This is a genomic window from Marinitoga piezophila KA3 (genome assembly GCF_000255135.1).
In the GTDB taxonomy this organism is placed as follows: Bacteria; Thermotogota; Thermotogae; order Petrotogales; family Petrotogaceae; genus Marinitoga; species Marinitoga piezophila.
The window spans coordinates 770,643-793,102 of the sequence record NC_016751.1; the positions used below are offsets into that span (position 1 = coordinate 770,643).

The 22,460-nt window shown below is 29.6% G+C and carries 16 protein-coding genes and 1 tRNA gene; 10 read left to right on the forward strand and 7 right to left on the reverse strand.

The annotated features are described in order from the left end of the window. Positions 1–18 precede the first annotated feature (18 nt). The 4 genes from rsmB (at position 19) to MARPI_RS03755 (ending at position 4,806) form a co-directional block, all read left to right on the forward strand. A complete protein-coding gene (gene rsmB, locus MARPI_RS03740; protein ID WP_014296262.1) occupies positions 19–1,302 on the forward strand; it encodes a 16S rRNA (cytosine(967)-C(5))-methyltransferase RsmB in 1,284 nt (427 codons plus the stop codon). Between the two features lie 76 nt (positions 1,303–1,378). Beyond that, positions 1,379–2,365: an asparaginase gene (locus tag MARPI_RS03745; RefSeq protein ID WP_014296263.1), complete on the forward strand. Its 987-nt coding sequence runs from the start codon at positions 1,379–1,381 to the stop codon at positions 2,363–2,365. Position 2,366: 1 nt separating this feature from the next. After that, a complete protein-coding gene (locus MARPI_RS03750) occupies positions 2,367–3,380 on the forward strand; it encodes an AI-2E family transporter (protein ID WP_014296264.1) in 1,014 nt (337 codons plus the stop codon). A 1-nt stretch (position 3,381) separates the two neighbouring features. Then, the gene (locus MARPI_RS03755; protein WP_014296265.1) at positions 3,382–4,806 is read left to right on the forward strand and encodes a tetratricopeptide repeat protein; all 1,425 of its coding nucleotides are present in this window, start codon (positions 3,382–3,384) and stop codon (positions 4,804–4,806) included. Here the strand turns inward: MARPI_RS03755 and MARPI_RS03760 are convergent. After that, positions 4,788–5,330 (reverse strand): metal-dependent hydrolase, encoded by a 543-nt coding sequence (locus tag MARPI_RS03760; protein WP_014296266.1) that lies wholly within the window; start codon positions 5,328–5,330, stop codon positions 4,788–4,790. The genes MARPI_RS03755 and MARPI_RS03760 overlap by 19 nt on opposite strands. A gap of 32 nt (positions 5,331–5,362) precedes the next feature. On the opposite strand from MARPI_RS03760, the gene tsaB reads away from it, so the two are divergent. After that, positions 5,363–6,037: a tRNA (adenosine(37)-N6)-threonylcarbamoyltransferase complex dimerization subunit type 1 TsaB gene (gene tsaB / locus MARPI_RS10670; RefSeq protein ID WP_014296267.1), complete on the forward strand. Its 675-nt coding sequence runs from the start codon at positions 5,363–5,365 to the stop codon at positions 6,035–6,037. A gap of 18 nt (positions 6,038–6,055) precedes the next feature. Here tsaB and MARPI_RS03770 read toward each other — a convergent pair whose 3' ends face one another. Both MARPI_RS03770 and MARPI_RS03775 read right to left on the reverse strand, forming a co-directional pair. Further along, positions 6,056–7,336, reverse strand: a complete 1,281-nt coding sequence (locus MARPI_RS03770; RefSeq protein ID WP_014296268.1) for a hypothetical protein — start codon at positions 7,334–7,336, stop codon at positions 6,056–6,058. Between the two features lie 23 nt (positions 7,337–7,359). Then, positions 7,360–12,519 (reverse strand): fibronectin type III domain-containing protein, encoded by a 5,160-nt coding sequence (locus MARPI_RS03775; RefSeq protein ID WP_014296269.1) that lies wholly within the window; start codon positions 12,517–12,519, stop codon positions 7,360–7,362. Positions 12,520–12,817: 298 nt separating this feature from the next. Here MARPI_RS03775 and MARPI_RS10675 point away from each other — a divergent pair, with 298 nt between their 5' ends. From MARPI_RS10675 to MARPI_RS03790, 3 genes are read left to right on the forward strand one after another with little or no spacing between them, the layout of a single operon-like run. After that, the gene (locus MARPI_RS10675) at positions 12,818–14,194 is read left to right on the forward strand and encodes a cohesin domain-containing protein (protein ID WP_014296270.1); all 1,377 of its coding nucleotides are present in this window, start codon (positions 12,818–12,820) and stop codon (positions 14,192–14,194) included. Then, the gene (locus MARPI_RS03785; protein WP_014296271.1) at positions 14,191–15,657 is read left to right on the forward strand and encodes a C1 family peptidase; all 1,467 of its coding nucleotides are present in this window, start codon (positions 14,191–14,193) and stop codon (positions 15,655–15,657) included. The genes MARPI_RS10675 and MARPI_RS03785 overlap by 4 nt, the downstream gene beginning before the upstream one ends. 54 nt (positions 15,658–15,711) lie before the next feature. Continuing rightward, positions 15,712–16,431 carry a hypothetical protein gene (locus MARPI_RS03790; protein ID WP_014296272.1) on the forward strand — a complete coding sequence of 240 codons (720 nt, stop codon included), beginning with the start codon at positions 15,712–15,714 and terminating at the stop codon, positions 16,429–16,431. Positions 16,432–16,468: 37 nt separating this feature from the next. On the opposite strand, the gene MARPI_RS03795 is transcribed toward MARPI_RS03790, so the two are convergent. From MARPI_RS03795 to MARPI_RS03810, 4 genes are all read right to left on the reverse strand, one after another. After that, positions 16,469–16,747 carry a type II toxin-antitoxin system RelE family toxin gene (locus tag MARPI_RS03795; RefSeq protein WP_014296273.1) on the reverse strand — a complete coding sequence of 93 codons (279 nt, stop codon included), beginning with the start codon at positions 16,745–16,747 and terminating at the stop codon, positions 16,469–16,471. After that, the gene (locus MARPI_RS03800) at positions 16,731–17,003 is read right to left on the reverse strand and encodes a ribbon-helix-helix domain-containing protein (protein WP_014296274.1); all 273 of its coding nucleotides are present in this window, start codon (positions 17,001–17,003) and stop codon (positions 16,731–16,733) included. Before MARPI_RS03800 ends, MARPI_RS03795 begins: the two co-directional genes overlap by 17 nt. A gap of 129 nt (positions 17,004–17,132) precedes the next feature. Further along, complete coding sequence (locus MARPI_RS03805; RefSeq protein ID WP_014296275.1) at positions 17,133–19,163, reverse strand: alpha-amylase family glycosyl hydrolase; 2,031 nt, start codon at positions 19,161–19,163, stop codon at positions 17,133–17,135. Between the two features lie 39 nt (positions 19,164–19,202). Further along, positions 19,203–19,293 (reverse strand) — tRNA-Ser (locus MARPI_RS03810). A gap of 191 nt (positions 19,294–19,484) precedes the next feature. On the opposite strand from MARPI_RS03810, the gene MARPI_RS03815 reads away from it, so the two are divergent. After that, the gene (locus MARPI_RS03815; protein WP_014296276.1) at positions 19,485–20,633 is read left to right on the forward strand and encodes a CD0519/CD1768 family membrane protein; all 1,149 of its coding nucleotides are present in this window, start codon (positions 19,485–19,487) and stop codon (positions 20,631–20,633) included. Positions 20,634–21,082: 449 nt separating this feature from the next. Then, positions 21,083–22,411, forward strand: coding sequence for a signal recognition particle protein (ffh, locus tag MARPI_RS03820; RefSeq protein ID WP_014296277.1), 1,329 nt, complete (start codon positions 21,083–21,085; stop codon positions 22,409–22,411). Positions 22,412–22,460: the final 49 nt, after the last annotated feature.

Sequence of the window (22,460 nt, forward strand, 5' to 3'; positions counted from 1 at the left end):
TATGAATAGGTGAAATATATGGTTAGAAAAGACGCTTACATACTCTTGCGAGAATTTGAAAAAAAACATTATATTCCTCAAACATCATTTGAATACTTCAATAAAATATATTCAAATGAAGATATGGCATTATTAAAAAATCTCGTATGGGGAACCATTAGAAATTTAATAAAAATTGATTGGTATTTAAGCTTTTTAGTAAAAAATCTTAAAAAAACACCCCCAGCTTCAAAATGGATGTTAAGGTTGGGCGCATATCAGATTTTAAACGGTTTCAAGGAATATGTTGCTGTAAATGAAACGGTAAAAATTGCAAAAAATAAGAGAATAAGGGGATTTGTAAATGCCACTCTGAAAAATCTCATAAGAAAAAAAGCTGAATTAGCTCTTAAAGAACCAATATGGGTAAAATACTCTATTCCAGAATGGCTTTATAATTATCTAAAAAAATATTTCCCGGAAGATTATGTTATGGAATTTATGAAAAAAAGTTATTCTGTAAATCCCACTACATTACGAACCAACACATTAAAAACTAACAGAGAAGAATTAATCTCATTATTAAAAGGGATTAATATAAACAGTACAGAATCAAAACATTCACCATATGGAATAACAATAGATAAAGCGGGAATGGCCATTGAAAAAACTGACTTATATAAAAATGGATATTTTTATATACAACATGAAAGTTCTCAAATAATACCTTTAATACTTAATCCAAAATCTAATGAAAGAATTTTAGATATGTGTTCCGCACCTGGCGGAAAAACTACAGAATTAGCTCAAATTATGAATAATTCAGGAATAATAGATGCATTGGATATAGATATTGACCGTCTTGAACTTGTCGAAAAAAACGCAGAAAGATTGGGAATTAAAATAATTAATACAAAACTTATCTCAGGTGATGAATATATTGCTGAAAAATATGATAAAATCCTTTTAGATGCGCCATGTTCATCGGCTGGCACTTCGTCAATACATCCTGAAGTTTTGCACAGGATAAATATTGATGATTTTGTTAATTATTCCAATATACAGAAAAAATTACTGGAAAATGCCATTGAAAATCTTTTAAAACCTGGAGGAACATTGGTATATTCAACATGTACAATTTCAAATGAAGAAAATACACAAAACATGAAATACTTATTTGAAAAATATAATAATATAACCTTTGAAAAAATAGATTTATCGTTGTATAATATAAAGGGCTATTATGATGGCTATGGATATTATTTTTATCCTGATGAAACATTAATTCCATTCTATGTGTGTAAAATTGTAAAAACTAATTAAAAATAACCAATTTCCATTTAACTTAATTATTAAACACGGGAGAGGACTTGATATTATAAAAGAAAGGGGAATTACTATGAGCAAAGTGGCAATTATTACAACTGGCGGTACTATAGCAATGGTTCACGATCCATTACTTGGCGTGATTCCTTCAGATGAAAGAAATAAACACCTAAATGAAATCCCACAACTTAAAGAAATTGCAGAAACAGAGCTAATTGAATTTACCAACATACCAAGTCCTCACATGACTCCAACAGTAATGTTTGAATTGTCAAAATTCATAAAAGAAATAATAAAACGTGATGATATTACAGGTGTTGTTATTACACATGGAACAGATACACTTGAAGAAACTGCATATTTCTTAGACCTTGTAATGAATGAAGAAAAACCTATAGTTCTAACAGCAGCTATGAGAAACTGGAATGAACCAAGTACAGACGGACCTGCAAATTTAATCTCTTCTGTAAGAGTTGCAAAATCAAAAAATGCAAGAAACAAAGGTGTTCTTGTATGTTTAAATGATGAAATACATTCTGCAAGAGAAGTAACAAAAACATATACAAGCAATGTTGCAACATTTGATTCACCTGGATATGGTCCTTTAGGAATTGTAGATGAAGATGCTGTAATTTTTTATAGGACATCTTTATTAAGAATGCATCTTGACACAGAAAGGGTTGAAGAAAAGGTTGCACTTATAAAAACATATACAGGTGATGACGGTTCAATATTAAGGGTATTACCTGAATTGGGATATAAAGGCGTGGTAATTGAAGGCTTTGGAAGAGGAAATGTCCCACCAAAGGTGGCTGATAATATAGAATGGATAATAAAGGAAAAGAACATCCCTGTTATTGTTGTATCAAGATGTTTTAAAGGAAGGGTTTTAGGAGTTTATGGCTATCACGGCGGTGGAGCAGATTTGAAAAACAAGGGTGCAATTTTTGGAAATGAAGTATCCGGTCAAAAAGCGCGAATAAAATTAACAGTTGCTCTTGGAATTACAGATAACATAGAGGAATTAAGAAAATACTTTGAATTCAATGGAGATGATTAACATGAAACTAAGTGCCAATTTAAAAGGGGCTTTATTTTCAGCATTTTACTTTTCTCTGTTTATAAGCATAGCCTTTATTTCAAAAGATGTCTTTACAATTATTATATTCACCATAGGATTTGTTCTTGCCATAAACCTTATGGCAAAAGCTTTGCACAGGATCAAAGTCCCCATGAAATTGGCAAATATAATTTCCTTAATCGCTTCATTATTCTTTTTATATTTATTGTTGGTATTATTAATACCAACGGTAACAAGAGAAATAAGCAATTTTATCGTATTTCTAAATGACTTTTTCCAGAATGCTCAATGGAAAATACTTTTACAAAATCAACCGGAATCCATTGTGAATAATGTAGAAGAATTTATGAATTCACTTCAACCCAAAGCTATAGAAATGCTATCGAGATTTATAGAAGTTATTCCAACATACGGTCAAAAAGCGTTTACATTCCTGTTCTTTTTAACCATTGGAACCATTTATTTCACTTTCTACTTTGAATCATTTAAAGCAAAATTGCAATATCTTTATCCAAAATCATTAAGAGACACAGCCAGTAAATTTTACAATGAAACCTTTAATCAAATTGAACACTACGTTGTTGCTACTTTATTAGCATCGGCTTTTGTTGGAATATCTGCATTTTTTGCAATGTCTATACTTGGAATAAAATATCAATTACTTTTAAGTTTCTGGGCAGCAGTAACAAATTTTATTCCTGTTATTGGGGTTATTCTTGAATTTATCCCTATGATTATTGTTGGGGTATCCAGCGGACTTACTACAATGCTAATATTTTTACTAACAATGTCCATAATACACGGAATTGCATTTATTATATTTATTAGCATAATGAAAGATTATGGGAGGGTTAATCCTGTTATTACAATATTTTCATTATTAATTTTAGGTTCTATAATCAGTTTAACTGGAGCTTTAATTGCAGTTCCAACTGCAATGATAATCCGTGTATTCTGGGATGTTTATATAAAACCTGAACTCGAAAGGAGCTAAAATGCGGGGGAAATTATTTATTATTATTTATTTATTATTATTTATTATCTTATCCTTTTCAACATCGATTGAGGATATAAAAAATCTATCAAAAATGCCTTCTACATTAGATGATGCATGGGCTGAATTTGTAAAATACCTGGCAGAAAATCCAGGTGATCCTTCTATTGGAATTATTGGAGAAGTAATATCTGCAAAACAGTATTTTTATAACAAATATAAAAATGCTCCTTTTATAGAACCTTTAATTGAAGAGAGGTTTAACAAATTTTGCAGTTCTCTTGGACTTTATAACTCAACATTCTCGGAAGATGAAACAAATTTGATACTAAAAATATTTCCACAAATTCCATTGGTTGTCAAAAGAACACTGGAAACAGGAATTATGGAATCAAACGCATATAAATACCTCTACAAATTAAATGGCCTTGAAAAATATGTAATGCCATTTTCTTATACTGGTTTTTTACAACTTTTTGTTGATAAATCCATTACATCACCGGTATTTTTGGATAAAGATATGGAAAAATTTGTATCAAAATTTGTACCTCATTCAAAATTACAGGATATAAACAATATATTAAATAATTCCACTTATTTTCTCGATGAAAACAATTATCTTGGTGGTTTTAAACTTCTGGATTTCTTAAAAAGAGAAGGTATAATCGATTCAAAAGAATTAAAAACTTATTCTTTGCTAAAACAATATTTCGATTTAAAAAAAGAAATAGGGCAATTAGCTTCAAACATATATCTTGTAGATATCGATAAACTAAAAGATTTTACAATAAACGTACTTGATTTAACCAATAAAGTTATTAATCTCGATATAAAAAAAGAGTCTTTATACACCCTATTAAATGGTGTTATAAAGACTATTAGAATACGTATTGAAAGCTCAAATAAAATCATTTTCGATACTGTTCCAGAAAATCTCGATAAATTAATTGACAGTTCTTCTGATCCATTAAAAAGCGAATTATTAAAGTTAAAAGAAGTAATTGTTGCAGCATCAGCAAGTAGCAAGGCTAAAAGTCAAAATAATAACACAACAGAATCTACTACATCTCAAAAAGGAAATGAAAACAAATCAACCGTCGTATCCAAAAACGATAATAATACTAACTCAACAAAAAAGCATAGCTTAATAACTTATATTATTTTAATTGCAATTCTCGTTATAGTATCAATATTAACAATTCCATATTTCTTCGTATCTCATAAAAGTATAGAATTCTATATGAAATTAAAAATGTTTAAAACAGCTCTAAAACTTGCTGAAAAGCTCGTCATAAAAAATCCTGATGATTATAAAGCTTATATATTAATGGCACGCATATTGGAAGAATTAAATGAAGTTGATCAGGCAATGATGGCATATAAAATGGCTCATAAAAAAAGACAATCTCAAGATTCCTTAAAATGAGCATCTAAAAATAAATGAACAAAAAATCCAAATACTAAAGCTGTAGAAATATATACACTTTCAATATCTATGCTATAATAATTTTTGGTTATTAATGCATAAAGTATTATTCCCAAAAATATTCCGGTTATGGGGCTATGCCATTTCCCACGATGCTTTGTTATTTTATTAAACAAAATACCCATAATTCCGCCTGCTAAAATTCCCAGAATAATATATATTGTCTTCAGAACATATAATCTCATATGTAAAAAAGAGAGAAAATCATAATAATATGAGATCTTAAAAACAATTTGTATTCCTATGCCTACGAGTAAAATTCTAAAAAATTTATTTATCAAAGAAAAATTATGATCCACATCAGGAAGATCGCTCCCTAAAACAAAAATAAAAAATCCTGATAAAATAACCTTTAATGAAGAAATAAAATCAATACTAAAAAAATCAGCAATTAAAGAAAAAAGCAAGAAATATAGAGGATATAATATTATTCCTGTAATAACATGCGTTCTAAAATTTGGCAATATAAAAACTCCTTTCTATGGTGGTGATTAAAATGAATATTTTAGGAATAGATGCTTCAAACAAAGGAATAATTATAGCATTAAAAAAAGACAACAAAATTTTTGTGAAAGAATCATATGAAAAAAATTCCGGTACATATATTATAACCCTGATAAATGAAATTTTAAAAGAAAATAATTTGACAATAGATGATATAAATCTTTACGGATGCACAATAGGACCGGGTTCATTTACCGGAATACGAATCGCAATTGCCGCTATCCAGGGATTATTATTTAATAGAAACAAAAAAGTGGTGCCAATTATTTCAACTGAAATTTTATTCAAAAGCTCTTCTCATTTAACTCACCAAAAAATCGCCATATTAAAAAGAGCTCGTGTTGACGCTGCTTATATACATATTTTTAATAACGGTATCTCAGAATTTGGTCCTGAATTAGTTGAAATTTCAAAAATCCCTGAAATAACCGATGGTGCAATTCTTTTAGGTGAAGAAGCTGAATATTTCAAAGAAAAATTAAAATTGCCAAATATCTTAGAATATGCTAAATATAATCCTGAAAGCCTTATTGAACAAATAATTGAAAACAATGAAAAATCTGTTTCCCCTTCAGAACTAAAGGTTTTATACTTACAAAAACCCTTAGCTGTTGAAAACTTTGAAAAGAAACATAATATTTCCATAGATAATGAAATATATAATTAGGTTGTTCATACGAACAACCTAATTTTTTTCAAGATCTACATCAATTGAAATTGTATTATAAAAATTACAGTAAAAAAATTCCACATCAAACTGAACTTTCTTCTTTAAATTATCCTTTAAAAAAACCCTAAATCTGTTATTTTTAATATAAACCTTTTTTCCATTATAAAAAACTGATACACTCTCAGGTTGAACACTTTCAGAATTCCAGAAATATATCCTTGGATTTTTCAATAAAAACTCTGCATAATCGTTATTATAACCAAGAAACTCTATTTCTACAGATGTATTTGATATATTTTTTGGATTATCAATTACTTTAATTTTTGAACTTCCGGCAATCTCTTTTCCTTCAATCTCAGCGCTATACACAATTGTATATTCACCGGAATTTTTAAATTCATTTAAAAATACTGTATTATCAAGATAAGAATATTTTATTTCCCTATAATCTCCCAGTACCTTAAAACTTAAAAAATCTAACTCTGGCATTTCAATTAAATTACCATATTTATCATACATTTTTAAAGACTTTATGTGCAAAATTTCAGGAATTTCTGTATATATTATATCCTTATCAAATTCTATTTTTAAACTATATACTCTATCTGGAAAAACTCTTAAAATTATTTCCTTCATTCTAACTTCTTTATCTTCAGCAAATATATTAATAGTATATTCTCCTGATTTAAATACCGGAGGTATCCATATTTTTAACATTCCATTCTCATCTGTCTTACCTGAATACACCTTCTCATTATTATTAATACTATAAAATACATGAATCCCTTCAGCTGGAACCGTTTTATTATACGCTTTTACATAAAAAGATATCTTTCTTCCAGCAATTACACTTATATTATCCGGAGTATCAATATATGTGAAATTCTCATTTCCAAACTTTATCAAGGAAAATTTCAATCCAAAACCAAAGGAAACATTAATTTTATCTTCTTTATAAATATCCGAAAAAAACAATAAATTCTTATATCTTAAATTAATCCCTGTATATACCCCTTTATTAAAAATATATCTAAAATAAGGTTCAAGATATACGCTTTTTAATACCATCATACTCCCAACAGTAATTTGAGGATAAAAATTATTATCGTACAAAAATCCTCCTCCAATATTTAAAGGAATATTACCACCATCAAACCCAATATGCAATAAATGCATATTGGGATTAACAATATCTTTTGAATAAAAAGTGTAATCATATTCTGTATAAATATTACTCAATCTTCCAAAAATTACTATTCCTAATATCAAAAATGCCGCAATTGCTATTCTTTTCATTTTATCCTCCTTATTTTAACTTTTTATTCGGGAGTGCTCCAACCTAACAAATTGGAATCTGTCTTTATAATATATGAATTTCCGTTAGTCTTATCATCAAAAGACTTCGTTTTTCCAAATATAATATATCCGTCATCAGAAGATTCTATAATTCCATTAGCCACATCTTCTCCTGTTCTTCCAAAAATAACCTGTTTTTCTATATTCATTGAATCGTCTGTTTTTAGTACTTCTATATCACCATCTGTTGTATTTAACAATATAACAAAACCATTATTACTCTTTAAAAGATTTCCATTCTCAGAACCATAACTATTTTCTATAATTGGACTGTACAACTCATTTCCCCTATAACTTATCTGTTTAAGAACAATATTCGTATCCTTATACCCAAAAATCCAGAAATCTGGATCTGTATCCACAATAGATACTATTTTATCCATATCATCAAATTCTTTTTCAAATATTATCTCACTAAACGCATTATCTAACTTTGCTATATATCCTTTGCTGCTTTTACTTCCAGCTACTATATATCTTTCATTACCATCTTCATCGGTAATTTTAATAACATCATATAATGTTGTATCGCTAATTGTTGTAGCAGCAATAGATATTGAATAATCTTCGTTGAATTCCACCAATATAGAGTCAGAATTATATGTTCCTACGATATCTATTTTATTATCAGAATTAATATAAATACTCTGAACTTCTGAAATATCCACAGTTGTGGAATATGGATTAGTTGCTGGCGGATTTGTAGTTCCTGAAAGATCTGATGCAACCTCTTCAAAACTTATTTTATCATTACTATCTTTACCAACAACAACTATATGATTTGAAGTATTTTCAAATAACTTACACGGCTCTGATAAATTCACATTATAAGTATCTATACTATTACCATTAGAATCTACTTTCTTTAATTCATACGAGGAATCTATTTTCTCTAAATAAACGAAATTTCCATCGCTTAATTCAATCATATCAAGTATTTCTTCTACTTTATCTGAATCACCAGATTCTTTTGTGTATATATTTGTATCAACAGTTGGTGTATTATACTCATATGTACTTTCACTTATATCTCCTTTATCATCTATAGCTCTAACTTTGAAACTATAAGTCTTAGCTGGAGTTAATCTTTCCATAAAATATTCAGTATCGCTAATATTATATGCAACTGTGCTATAATCACTTGCTCCCTCTTCCTTTTTCAATACATCATATGTTATACTTTGATTTTCAGGATCTCTTGAAGACCATTTTAAATTAAATTCCAGTAAATCTTCATCTATATTTTCGATTTCCGGTGTTACTGGAGGACGATTTACCGTAAATTTCAAAATTTCTGATGATGTTTCTCCACCATATTTATCCTTTGCAATTATCTTCCAGTAATATGTCTTTCCGTTTTCAAGATTAGAATGATTATAATATGCTAAACTTTGATCTGCTAACTTTAATAGAGAATCTATTGCATCACCAAACCATATTTCATATGTCAATTCTCCAGAAACAGCATCACTATCACTACATTTCCATTTTAATGTTACATTTTTATTAATTCCAACCTCATTATTCTGAGGACTAAATGCTGTTTTATCAAATTGAGGCAATGCATTAGTTTTAAATGAAACAACATTAGATTCAACCTCTGCTCCTTTTGAATCTATTGCCTTAACTTTCCAATAATATGTTTTATTGGAATCAAGATTATTAACAACTAACTCATTATTTTCCGTTTCGCCAAAATACTTTAAAGAATTTGAACTTTCGCCGAGATAAATTTTATATGTTAAATCATCATCATCTGGATCAAAAGCAGTCCATGTAAATTTGCTACCATTTGTAAAATGATTAACTGTGCTATCAGGATATAATGAATCATTATAAATAACAGGACTTCTTGTAGTTTTAAATGAAATCTCCTTAGTGGTTTTTGCTGATTTATTGTCCTCTGCTGTAATTACAAATTTATATTCGGTATTCACTTCAAAATCCAGTTTTATATAATTTAACGTTCCAAGATCTTTTGTATAATAAGGCGTTCCTTCGCCATTCTTATATACCTCAATTTGATATTCAAGCAAATCCCCGTCTGGATCCTCAAAATCCCAGCTTATTTCAACATCATTAACAGCCTCATTTGTTGAACCATCTGTAATTCCTGTTATACTCTTAAATACAGGAGCATGTGTGGTGGTAAAACTTCTAATATCAGTTTCTGTTACACCATACATTTCATCTTCAAGTTTTAATTTCCAGTAATATTTTTCACCTGGATCTAAATCTTCTGTTATTGTATATTCTCCATTCATTGATTGTCTCTCTATCTTCACAGAATTATTGAGATTATTTTCATCTTTTCCATAATAAATATAAACATCAACATACGAAGAATCATTATCTTCAGCTATCCACATTATTGTTGGATTCAACTTAACATTATTATCATCCGATCGCGGAGAATAATCCATAACTTTAGGATTAGCATTTATTTTTAAATTAATACTCTTACCTTTTAATACCATTCCTTTATCATTAATTGCTTCCACATAAACTGTATATGTTTTTCCATCTTTAAACTCAACAATTGCGCTATTTGATGTTAAATTATCTGCTAATATTTCTTTTTCATCTAAATATTCACCCACTATTCTGTATTTAATAGAACCATTATATGGATCGCTACTTGGATTCCATATCAACTTTAATTTTGATGGATATTTACTTTCATTAAATGTATATTTTTTATCTGGTTCATAATAATCATAAATATCTATAATATCAGGAGAGTTTTCTGGAGCCTGAGCTGTTATAAATGTTGCTACATCAGAAACTGCTGTAGCAAATTTACTATCCTCAGCCACAACATACCAGGAATATTCTGTATCTGGTTCAAGATCCTTAACCTCTTCAAGACTATACTCTTTTTCAGTTGTGGTACCTTCCAGAGTGTCATTAAGATACACATAATATAACAAAGAATCACCATCAGGATCAGAAGCATTCCAGCTTAAATTTTCTGATGCGGCTACACCTTCAACTCCAGATGGATCAAGATTTGATACTGTTGGTTCTTGAGATGTGGTAAATGAAAACTCATCAGAAACATTTGTTGCAAATTTGCTATCCTCCACCTCAATATACCATTTATATTCACTATCAGGTTGCAATAACAAGTTTACAGATATATTTGTATCTGTAGTTTCTTCGGTTAATACAACATTTTCCTCTGAATCCTTTACAACAACCTTATAACTCATATCTTCATCATTATTATCAGGATCTTCTGCAGACCATGACAATATTGGTTTTAAAGAAATGTTATGAGCTCCATCGGCAGGAGACATTTGGGAAATATCAGGCTTTTTAGTTGTTTCAAAATACAATTCCCCTGAATCAGTAAAATCACCACATGTGTCATAGGCTATTACTTTCCATTTATATTTAGAATCAGAATCCAATAAATCTTCTATTTTATATTTTGTATCTGTAACAGTAGCTATTAATGTAAAATCTTCCGAACTTTTAGCCAGATATACCTGGTAATATGAAAGATTGGAATCTTCAAATTCCCATTCAAGCTCAGGTAATAAAGAAATATTATTTTCATTATTTACAGGAGTTGCATCCTTAAAAACAGGTTTTGCATTTGTCATAAATGTTGCTACAGAACTTATAGTAGATGCTCCTGTATTATCAACTGCTTCAACCCACCATGAATATTCCTTATTATATTCAAGAATATTCAAAACATAATAATACACACCTTTATTTTCATCATAATCCTTTGAAGATGCTGATTTCTCAAACGGATGAACAATAAAGGTTAAATTACCGTCTGGATCATATGTTTTCCAGGATAACGTTGCATTTTTAGTTGGATAATCTATTGTTCCAGATTCTGGTTTTAAATCATACGGTTCCTGCGGATCAACATTCATTCTAAATTTTATTCTCTCTTCAACCTCATTTCCTTTACCATCATTTGCTTTTAACAAAATACCATACCACATTCCTTTTTCCAGAGGAATGTTAGATGTATCCAATGATTTTTGATTTGTTGTTGTCTCATATATACATCCATTATCAAAATCAACATATTTTAAAATATCGCTTTCATTTATCTTCTTTATTTTTATATTAAACGAAAGAGAATCATTATCCACATCTGTAGCCTTCCAGGTTATTGAAAATCCTTCTGGAACACCTACTTCATTATTTTCTGGATATGTAATTTCTATTTCAGGTTTATACGATGTTGTAAATGTTGCTATTGGACTCTCAACATTTTTCACTGTATCAATAACATACCATGAAAATTCTAACCCCGGCGGAAGATTATCTATTATATAGTACGAATTTGATGTTGAAACTCTTACAACATCATTATTATCAATAGAATTATTTGGAGAATAAACAACTTCAAACTTTGAAGGCTTTGAATATTTCCACTGTAACTTTATATTGTTAATATTAACGCTTTTACTTCCTGGAGCTGGGGAAATAATTTGAAAAACATATGACTTTACAGAAAATTCATATGTTTTATATGACCAAATATCATTGGTATCATAGGCAACAAGCTTTAAATAATATGTTTTCCCATAATCGAGATTTTTTAATAAAAAACTATTAACAGATGCATTAAATTCATTAATCTGTGTTTTATCTTCTGGAAAATCTGGATCCTCTGAAAAATACAACATAATTTTTTTTATACCGTTATTATCACTAACCTTCCATTTCACTTCATACTCCGTTGTTTCAATAACATTATCTTCCATTAAAAATTCAATTTTTGGAATATCAGAAGTTTTAAGCTCATATATATCAGAATCTGTAAATTGACCTTTCTTTACCGTTCTAATCTTAAAATAATAGGTTGAATTATCCTCAAGACCTTCAATATTTATAGATGTATTCTGTGTTGAAATAGTCCCTGTAAAATTATCTTTTGATTTACCATAATAAACTTCAAATGTAAATTCATCTGATGACGCATTACCTTCAAGATGCCACGACAACAAAAAACTCGTCGGCAAATTATCCCGTTGTGAAGGATAATCCAGAATGGCTTTAGGCGGTTTAACAAAAAAACAGCCATTTAGCAAAAATAAAATTACTACTATTAAAAATATATAAAGAATTTTTTTCTTAAATATTTTACCCATATATAAATCACCCCTTATTATTATATTCGTCAATATATCATTCTACATTACATAACAAATTTCTTAAATTTCCAAAATAGTTTCTTCCTCAACAAATAATATTAAAATCAAATTACAACCAGTCGCATTTATATCCTTATCTATGTAACCGATTACATTTAATTATATTAATTTTTTCAAAATTTGTGAATGAAAAATTTTTCATTCATATTTAAATTTACATTTTTTTAACTTGAAAAGAATTTAAAATTAGTATATAATTTATTGTTGTGAAATATTATATCAAGGAGGGGTTGTGGTGAAAAAGTACATAGGGTTATTTTTGATCCTTATTTTAAGTTTGTTTATTTTCACAGGTTGTTTAACAAAGCCTGACTCTGAAAAATTAGATGAAGAAGTTTTGCCGTTATACACTATTCACTCAAACATTGAAAACGGATCAACGGTTATTCCAAATTCAGTAGTTGTATTTAAATTAACAGACAACAACAACCAAATAGTTGAAAGTACATTGAAGCTGTACAAGGACGGTAAGATTATAAAAGAAGAAAAAGCTTTTGAACACTTTATCACAGTAGTTGATGAAGGTTTTTATTCTGTTAATTTAATTTCATCTGATTCTGCAGTTACAAAAACCTTTGAATTTAAGGTCACAAATCTTGAAAAAGAAGTATATCAGGATGGCGGAACATGGCATATTGAGACTTTCTCTTCAGAATTTTTATATTACTCTACTATAGAACCAACTACAATACATTTAAGATTTTATAAATATGTCGAAGAAAAACTCGAAGGAACAAATGAAGTAATTAGTAAACAGGTAAGATTAAATCCTATTGATACCAACAATGATAAAATATATGATAATTGGAATGAAATTCCATTAGAAACTGCACCTGCAACAATAAGTTTTGTATCTTATATAGAGGATACGGAGACAAATACTACTTGGCGAGCAGATAAATTATTTTTATCCGAAGATAATGTTAAAGTTTATTATTTAGGTATAGATGGTGATTATAAAGGATATTATTTCACCCAAACATTAGTTTATAAAGGATTTGAACTAAATACATATTATAGATACTACCTCTATTTAGGAGATGACATTTATAAATCACCAACAAAAATCGATAAACAATTTATTCTAAGAGAAAGATACAATTCAGATGATAAACCTGTATTTTCATTAAAATCAGATATTAGCGAGGTTGCTACAGATTCAGAATTAAAAGTAACAATAAACGCTAAAAATGTTGCTGATTTTGCTAAATTATACGATGTTAGATATATGCAATTAGCTGTAAAATACAGCAAATACTTAACCTTAGAAAATGTTGAATTCCCTGAATTTATGGATGGTTATGCAGATTTTTCATCTTATAAGATTTCAAGTGGTGCAACATCTGTAATCCTTTATAAAGGCTTCACACTTGATACAGATGAAACAGAACCAGCAAGCGAAAACTTCGCTGTATTAACCTTTAAAGTAAGCAATGACGCAACTGGAACGCTGAAAATTAATCTTGCTTATGAAGGCTATCTTGATGATTATGATACATATATTGATGTTCCAAATCCTATATTCAAAGACAAGGATAATGCAAATGTGGATGGATTTATTGTAGATCATACAGATCTTTCCGTTGCTGTAAGCGGAGGTGATGAAGAATGAAAAAATTAATTATTCTCACAATCTCATTATTAATGATAATAAATCTTTTTGCAGGAAATATTGTAGATGAAATGAAAAGCAAAGTTCCAGAAATTAAAAACAATGTAGAAAAATTAAATCTCAAATGGACTCCAGGAACAAATGAAGACTTTTATTCATTCTTTGAAAGATTTGACGGAGTTACATTAGAAGATGTAAATAAAAAATTAGCCGCTTATAAGGAATTACCAGACGCCATTAAAGAAAAACTTTTAAACCATTTCAAATCCTTAAACAATTTCCCCGGTGGAAAAGTCTCACCAGATGAAATGGTTACAACAGATGATTTAATAATGTCTTCTTTTATAATGATTAAACCAGAAAATATTATAGATAAAACATTTTATAGATTAGAACCAATAAGAGATCAAAAATATCATGGCAGTTGTTGGGCATTTTCTACAGCAGCTATGATGGAAAGTGATTATGCAGTTCAGGTTTTAGGAGAAACAATAGACGGAAACAAGGATAATTTGATAGATTTTTCAGAAAGATGGGCAGCATATCATAACATTGATTGGGAGGTTTTAATATATTCAGGTGGTGACGTTATCCAGGATAGAAATTCTTTGGAAGGTGGAAATGTTTATTTTTCATCATATAACATGATTAGATACGGTATGATAAAAGAAGAAAATGCACCATATTCAGATATATTCTTAACCGATGAAGAACAAATCCCGCTTCCGCCACAGGCATATGGTGCTCCAAGATATAAAGCAAATAAAACTATACTAATTCCTGACGCAGCTTCTTCAAAAGAATTAGGATATACTTATGATGATTATATAAATATGATAAAAACAGCCTTAAAAAATTACGGTTCATTGTCAGTTGCATACCTTGTCCCTGGCGATTTCTATTATTACACAAAAGGAATTTATACACCAACTGTTTCACCATCTGGAGGACATGCTGTAACTTTAGTTGGTTGGGTTGCTGCTGAAGATCTTGATGATGTAGTTCTCGCAGGTAAAATTAGCGCCAATGCAACACCAATTCTTGACACAGAAGTTTCAAGTATTACATATTATGACCCAACAGTTGATGCAACATATACAGCAAATTTATTCTGGATTGTAAAGAATTCATGGGGATATGACTGGGGTGACGGAGGATACTTTGTAATTCCAGCTATAACAAAAGATGCATACGATAATGGCGTTGTACAAAAATGGAATATCAATTCAAGAAATATGTACGCTTTAGTATTTGATTCAGAAGCAAAGCATGAAGGAGTTAACCTCGATATCAATGGTGACGGAACGGTTAATTTTGACGACTTTAAGGCTTTAGTTAACAAAGTCGGCTCAACAGATGCTGAGGATATTTCAAAATGTGATATTGGATATCCAAAAGATGGTAAAATAACAGGCGACGATGTTTCAACATGGATTTATCTTTATAACAAATCTAAAGAATAATAATCATTAATTCCGGGGCCTTTCGCCCCGGAATATTCTATTGGAGGGATTTAAATGAAAAAAATTATTATTGGATTATTATTTACTCTTTTAAGTATTAATTTATTTGCCAATATACTCATTCATGAAAGCTCTTTCTTTCCAGAGAATGGTTTTAATGTTATAAATAATGACAATTTTCATATTGAAATAATTAAATTATACGAAGATAATAATTCCAAAGCTTTTTTAATAAGAGCTGATAAAATCTATTTTGATCCAGATTATAAATTTGTATTTAAATTGAAGATAATAACAGAGAATGAAACTTATGAAAAAAACTTATATCCTGACAGAACAGATAAAAAATCATTAAAATTGTCTCCACAATTGATTATAATGCCATCAAAAGCTAAAATCTATTTAAATGATATTCCTTTAGAAAAATATTATGCATTTCCAGATGCAAAAAGCTTATCAGAGATATTAAAAGATATAAAAATCCACACTTTTTATTTTTATAAAAAGGTTTCCGAAGATAAATACATACCTGTTAAAAACTTTGAAAAAAATGAGGAAGTATATTTACTTTTTGCCGGTAATCCAAAATTCACAAATAAGGCTATTATTAATATAAACAATGGAAAAATGAATATATTGACATATCCAGAATTTAAGATTTTAAGTGGAAAAAGCTATGTTTTTCAAAAAATTGGAAAATTAACAGAATCAAAGTATATAATTACTCTCAAATACGACAAAAGATCATATAGCTATGAAATAACAATAAAATAACGGACCAGCAACGGTCCGTTTTTATTGTGATTCAACTTTACTTATATTCTCCACCACGTGGCGCAATATCAACAACCAGTATAATCAATTCATCGTTATGCATACTAAAAATCACACGATAATCTCCAACTCTTAATCTCAATAATCCTTCAAATTTTCCACGGAGAGTTTTCACATCGGGCATAGCTACATTTCTTTTTCCATCATAATAATCTATCATATCTCCTATGGCATCAAATATACGATTTTTCATTCTGGTATCAAGTTTTTTGAATACTTTTTGAGCTCGTTTTGTTAATTTAACGGTGTATTTCATAACTTTCAACAACCTTTAGATCATCTTCGGTCAATGTTTCTAACATTTCAGTTAGCTCTTTATTTTCTTGATCATCACATGCTGGCACATTAGCCATCATTTTAAAATATACTTTATTGTACTTATTAGTTTCGAGAAAACTGTTAACAGCTTCACGTAAAATAGCACTTATACTTTTGTTTTGTATACGTTTCAATTCTTGAAGAATCTTCCATGTTTCCGGATCGATCATTATATTGTGACGTTCTAAACTCATATAAATCACCTCTATTGTGTATGATGTGTAATTACACATAAAGTATATCACATACAAATAAAAAAGTCAAGATAAATATAGATTCTGAAATTGTAATAAAAACGGACCGTTGCTGGTCCGTTTTTATTGTTATTCAACAAGATATATTTTAGCTTCTCCTGGATTTAATGTTATATTCAACCATGCCCCTTCATCCCATTTGAATTCACAGCGCCTATAATTTTCCAGTAAAAGGCTTATTTTATGATGTCCTCGCCATGTATGATACCCTAAATCATATGCAAAATTTACAGACTTATCAAAATTAAGGTTTACAGGTATTAATAATCCTTTATTTCCATCCCAATAGAATATTGAAAATACTTTATCCATATGATCGGTATATCTGAAGTTGGATATATTTGCAATTAAATCTGCATGTTCTTTCTTTATTTTTCCCAATGCCACAAGCAATCTTACCATATGCCTGTCTGTATCCCAGTGAAGTGCATAATAATCAAAGAACGCAAGTTTTCCATAGAATTGATCTGTAGGTTCTAAGTATTTAAATCTTTCTTCTTCTGGTTTCTCAAAGTCAAGCCCTAAATTCATTGGCTGTTTTTCAAAAATTTCGCTTCCTGAATTTATAAATGTTATTCCATTTGGCATAAATGTATTAACAACTGCAGAAAGTTTTGAGAATAATTCTCCGCCATCTCTTGTTACTGCCCTTGGAGAATCAGGTGTTTCCGCTGTTGCAAATGATGGAACAGATAATGCTGGCATTATATCTCTTGTTGTTTTTATAAACCAGCTTTCTTTATGTCTTGGCTCTGCCCACCATGTATTCCCAAGAATCGCATCATATCCGCTATTTTTTGCCTTTATATGATTATCCATTGATAATTCTTCTGCTATTATTGCAAATGAAGGATCATAATTTTTCGCATTTGATATAATCTGATGTTCTAATTCTTTTGGAAGTGCATGTCCCATATCAAGTCTTGCGCCATCTATACCAAAATTTTTCTGGAAATATGGCATTATATTGGAAATCATTTCCCATAATCCCGAATTTATTTCTTTTCCAGGAAATTTGCTGGATTTCACAACGTCATATAACACATATGGTGGTTGTTCCTGCGGATTTTCAAGATATTTTTCTGATTCTTCTGGATGACTCATAAATAATCTTAAGAATGTAACATCATCCCATGTTGGTTGTGGATCATTTATCCAGTCAGAAAAACCTGGAACTGTAATAACCTTAAATTCTCTTACTATTTCTTCAAGAAAATCTGGATTATTTTTGTTTTTCTTTACAAAATTTTCCCATTTTTGCGGGTCTGTAATATTCGGTGCCCATCTAAATTTCTTTAAATGCCTTTTTACTTCTTCATTTGAATATAATACAGGCAAATTTTCAGCTGACGGTTGTTCAAAATCCAATCCTTCGATTTTTGGTGGTCCGTATGAGGATAATTCCTTTATATCAATCCAATAGAACCAATCTGGATGTTCAAGTATTAAATCATTATCCCTCGCAGCTGTTCTTGGAATAAAGTCAAGTATAACTCTCATGCCATACATATGCGCTGCTTCAACAAAGGCTGCAAATTCCTCATCTGCATTGAATTTTTCAAGAATAGGATCATGATAATCCTTTTCAACGTGATGAAAACTCTTTACTGCATATGGAGAACCTACTTCACCTTTTTTAAATTTATTGCTTGATTGTGTAATTGGCAATAAATATATGGCATCTACATTGTATTGTTTTAAATATGGCAGCAGCGCTATCATCTTTAAAAATGTTCCACTTTCTTTAAATCCTAAATCATCAACAGGCATAAAAAATGGGGCATCTGCATTATGTTGATATGCTGTTGTCATTCTTACATGAGCACTATATACTATGGCTTTTTTTATCCATTCGCTGGATTTTTCTCCTGTTACTAAAGATAATGGTTTTGAATAATCAATATTCTCATCTGCATTTTTCATAATTTTTTCAATTACTCTTGAAAAATATTCATAAGGATTTACTACAAACTTTCTCCCCCTGATTTTCACAATTCCTTCATAATCATCAGGCATCCATCTTTTTGGTATGGCATAATTTGTCTTTCCCGAATCTATTTTTTCCTTTAAAAAAAGATAAAGATTCTTTAAATTTTTCATCATAAACCCTCCCAATAAAAATTTGAATATATAAAAAAATGGCGGAGGCGGTGGGACTCGAACCCACACGAGGATATTATCCTCACCGGTTTTCGAGACCGGCTCCTTAGCCAATTCGGAACACGCCTCCGTTACATTTATATTATATCAGAAATAAGTTATTTATATTTGAAGGTATAATTAAATTTAAAATGTTAATTGCCTTATATCATAAATAATTAGCATCGAAAACTTAAAATTGCCTTTTTTAATGTTTGAAAAAAACTTCATATTTATTATAATATAATTTGTTTAATAATTCAATAGATATGGAGGAATAAAATGGAAGAAAAAGAAATTGTTCAAAAAACCAATCTTTTAGAACCCACACTTTTTGTTATTATTTCCCTTATCATTTTTATTCCTGTAATGAATATTATGGGGGTTAGCAACTTTTTTAAAACTCTAATGTCTACAGCACATGATCTATTGTTGAATACTGTTTTCTTTATTATGGCAGTTGCTGTTTTAACAAGCGCTTTTGGTAACATCCTTTCAGAATTTGGCGTTGTATATCTATTGAATAAATTATTATCAAAATTAATGCGCCCTCTTTACAACCTTCCAGGTGCAGCTTCACTTGGAATTTTAACAACATATCTATCTGACAATCCAGCTATTTTATCCCTTGCCCAGGATAAGCAATTTGTAAAGTATTTTGAAAAATGGCAGATTCCCTTATTATGTAATTTAGGGACTTCTTTTGGAATGGGTTTAATAGTTACTACATTTATGATTGCTCAATCTTCTAATATGGGAACAAATCTTGTAGGTCCTGTATTATTAGGGAATTTGGGCGCTGTAATTGGAAGTATTATAAGTGTAAGAATTTTTTCAATTTATACTAAAAAATATTATAAAAATAGTGAAAGTTTTAGCGGAACGGAAAATGTAAATTACTGGAATGCAACAAAAGGTGGTTATGTTTCACGTTTAATAGATGCTTTGCTTGAAGGTGGAAAAGTTGGGGTTGATCTTGGACTTTCTATAATACCTGGCGTTTTAATTATAAGTACAATGGTTATGATGTTCACAAACGGTCCAAAAGATCCTTCAATTGGATATCAAGGTTTGCCTTATGAAGGTGTTCCTGTTTTACAGTGGATTGGCGAAAGATTGGAATTTATACTAAATTTCCTTTTTGGATTTAAATCACCAAAGTTAATCGCATTTCCTTTGACATCTCTTGGTTCAACAGGTGCCGCATTGGCTTTAGTGCCAAGATTTATTGAATCAAACTCCATAACCGCAAATGATATTGCGGTTTTAACCTCAATAGGAATGACATGGAGCGGCTATCTTTCAACACATATTGCAATGATGGATTCTTTAAAAGCAAGAAAACTTGCAAGTAAAGCTATTCTTTCTCATACAATCGCCGGTATACTTGCCGGGTTTATTACTCATCTTTTATATGTGCTAATTTTCTGATTTTTTATTTTCAAAAGCTTTCGTAATTACAAAAGCTATTAAAGCAAAAATAAAAAATATCAATAATGTTATGGAAATTCCTTCCAGAGAGTCAATAATAGTTCTTAAAATTTCAAGTATCCATCTCTCAGAGGTTAGGGAGATGGATTTTTTTAATTATACCTCTTTTAAATGTAAATACTTCATTGAGAATGAATTAAATTTTTCTTTCTATTATAGAAATCAAATTGTAACATTAAATTTTCCAGGTTCTCACATTTTGTTCAATAGAATTCATGAAAAAAAAGAATTTTTATAGTATACTAGACATGTATTTTTTATGTTAATTCATTAAACAAGGATTATATCTAAACTAATAAAAGATTATAGCAAAAAGGGGATGGAGCTATAATCTACGATATTTTTTTATTTTTTATAGATTTATAAGTAATCCGCCGGAGGTGTCTGTTTTGTTTGATAGCATACAAAAAAAATTATCAAAAGCTTTTAAAAACTTAAAAGGACAGGGAAAATTATCAGAAAAAAATATAAAAGATGCTGTTAGAGAAGTAAAAATGTCTCTTCTTGAGGCGGATGTTAATTATAAGGTTGTAAAGGACTTTGTTGAAAGAGTAAAAGAAAAAGCTCTTGGTAAAGAAGTTCTTGAAAGTTTAACCCCTGACCAGGAATTTATAAGAATTGTTAGAGATGAATTAATCGAATTAATGGGTGGAAATGAAAAACCAAAGTTAAATATTTCAAAAAGACCTGGTTATATAATGCTTGTAGGGCTTCAGGGAAGCGGTAAAACTACACATGCAGCAAAACTTGCTAAATATTTTAAAAAACAGGGAAAGTCCCCTTTACTTGTTGCTGCTGATACTTACAGACCCGCAGCTATTGATCAATTAGTACAGTTAGGCGAAAGCATTGGTGTTCCTGTATTTACCGGCGATAGAAAGAATGCTGTAAATATAGTTAAAGAAGCTATGGACTATGCAGAAAAATTGTTGCATGATATTGTAATACTCGATACTGCCGGTCGATTACATATAGACGAGGAAATGATGAATGAATTAGTTGAAATAAAAAAACTCGTTGAACCTGATGAAATCTTAATGGTTGTAGATGCAATGATTGGTCAGGATGCTGTTAATTCCGCAAAAGAATTCAATGATAGGCTTGAATTAGATGGATTTATTGTCACTAAACTTGACGGTGACGCAAGAGGCGGGGTTATCATTTCCATTAGACAGATAACTAACAAACCTATTAAATTTGTTGGTGTTGGTGAAAAGGTTGATGACCTTGAACTCTTCTATCCAGATAGATATGCAAGTAGAATTCTTGGAATGGGTGATGTTCTTTCATTAATTGAAAAGGTTGAAACTGAAATTGATAAAGAAAAGGCTGAAGAGGCTGCTAATAAGTTTCTTGAAGGAAAATTTGATTTAAATGATTTTCTTGAACAGATTCAACAAATAAGAAAATTAGGTCCTCTTTCAAAAATTCTTGAAATGATACCAGGAATTCCAAAAGAAGGTATAGATTTTAACAAAGGTGAAGAAGAATTGAAAAAGATTGAAGCTATAATAAATTCTATGACAAAAGAGGAAAGAAGAAAGCCAAGAATTATAAATTATTCAAGAAAACAGAGAATTGCAAAAGGTAGCGGAACTACTTTACAGGATATAAATAAGCTTCTTAAATCTTATGAACAGATGAAAAAGATGATGAAGCAGGTAAAAAAGATGAAAAATAAAAAGTCTTTATTTGGAAAAATGCCATTTGGATTTTAATTAGAAAATTAAAATAAAAAACTAAAAAACTCAGGAGGTGTATTTTTAG

Excerpts from the sequence above, each read along its gene's own strand:
- rsmB (WP_014296262.1), top strand. The coding sequence starts at position 19 with ATGGTTAGAAAAGACGCTTACATACTCTTGCGAGAATTTGAAAAAAAA.
- MARPI_RS03745 (WP_014296263.1), top strand. The coding sequence starts at position 1,379 with ATGAGCAAAGTGGCAATTATTACAACTGGCGGTACTATAGCAATGGTT.
- MARPI_RS03750 (WP_014296264.1), top strand. The coding sequence starts at position 2,367 with ATGAAACTAAGTGCCAATTTAAAAGGGGCTTTATTTTCAGCATTTTAC.
- MARPI_RS03755 (WP_014296265.1), top strand. The coding sequence starts at position 3,382 with ATGCGGGGGAAATTATTTATTATTATTTATTTATTATTATTTATTATC.
- tsaB (WP_014296267.1), top strand. The coding sequence starts at position 5,363 with ATGAATATTTTAGGAATAGATGCTTCAAACAAAGGAATAATTATAGCA.
- MARPI_RS03770 (WP_014296268.1), bottom strand. The coding sequence starts at position 7,336 with ATGAAAAGAATAGCAATTGCGGCATTTTTGATATTAGGAATAGTAATT.
- MARPI_RS03775 (WP_014296269.1), bottom strand. The coding sequence starts at position 12,519 with ATGGGTAAAATATTTAAGAAAAAAATTCTTTATATATTTTTAATAGTA.
- MARPI_RS03785 (WP_014296271.1), top strand. The coding sequence starts at position 14,191 with ATGAAAAAATTAATTATTCTCACAATCTCATTATTAATGATAATAAAT.
- MARPI_RS03790 (WP_014296272.1), top strand. The coding sequence starts at position 15,712 with ATGAAAAAAATTATTATTGGATTATTATTTACTCTTTTAAGTATTAAT.
- MARPI_RS03795 (WP_014296273.1), bottom strand. The coding sequence starts at position 16,747 with ATGAAATACACCGTTAAATTAACAAAACGAGCTCAAAAAGTATTCAAA.
- MARPI_RS03800 (WP_014296274.1), bottom strand. The coding sequence starts at position 17,003 with ATGAGTTTAGAACGTCACAATATAATGATCGATCCGGAAACATGGAAG.
- MARPI_RS03805 (WP_014296275.1), bottom strand. The coding sequence starts at position 19,163 with ATGAAAAATTTAAAGAATCTTTATCTTTTTTTAAAGGAAAAAATAGAT.
- MARPI_RS03815 (WP_014296276.1), top strand. The coding sequence starts at position 19,485 with ATGGAAGAAAAAGAAATTGTTCAAAAAACCAATCTTTTAGAACCCACA.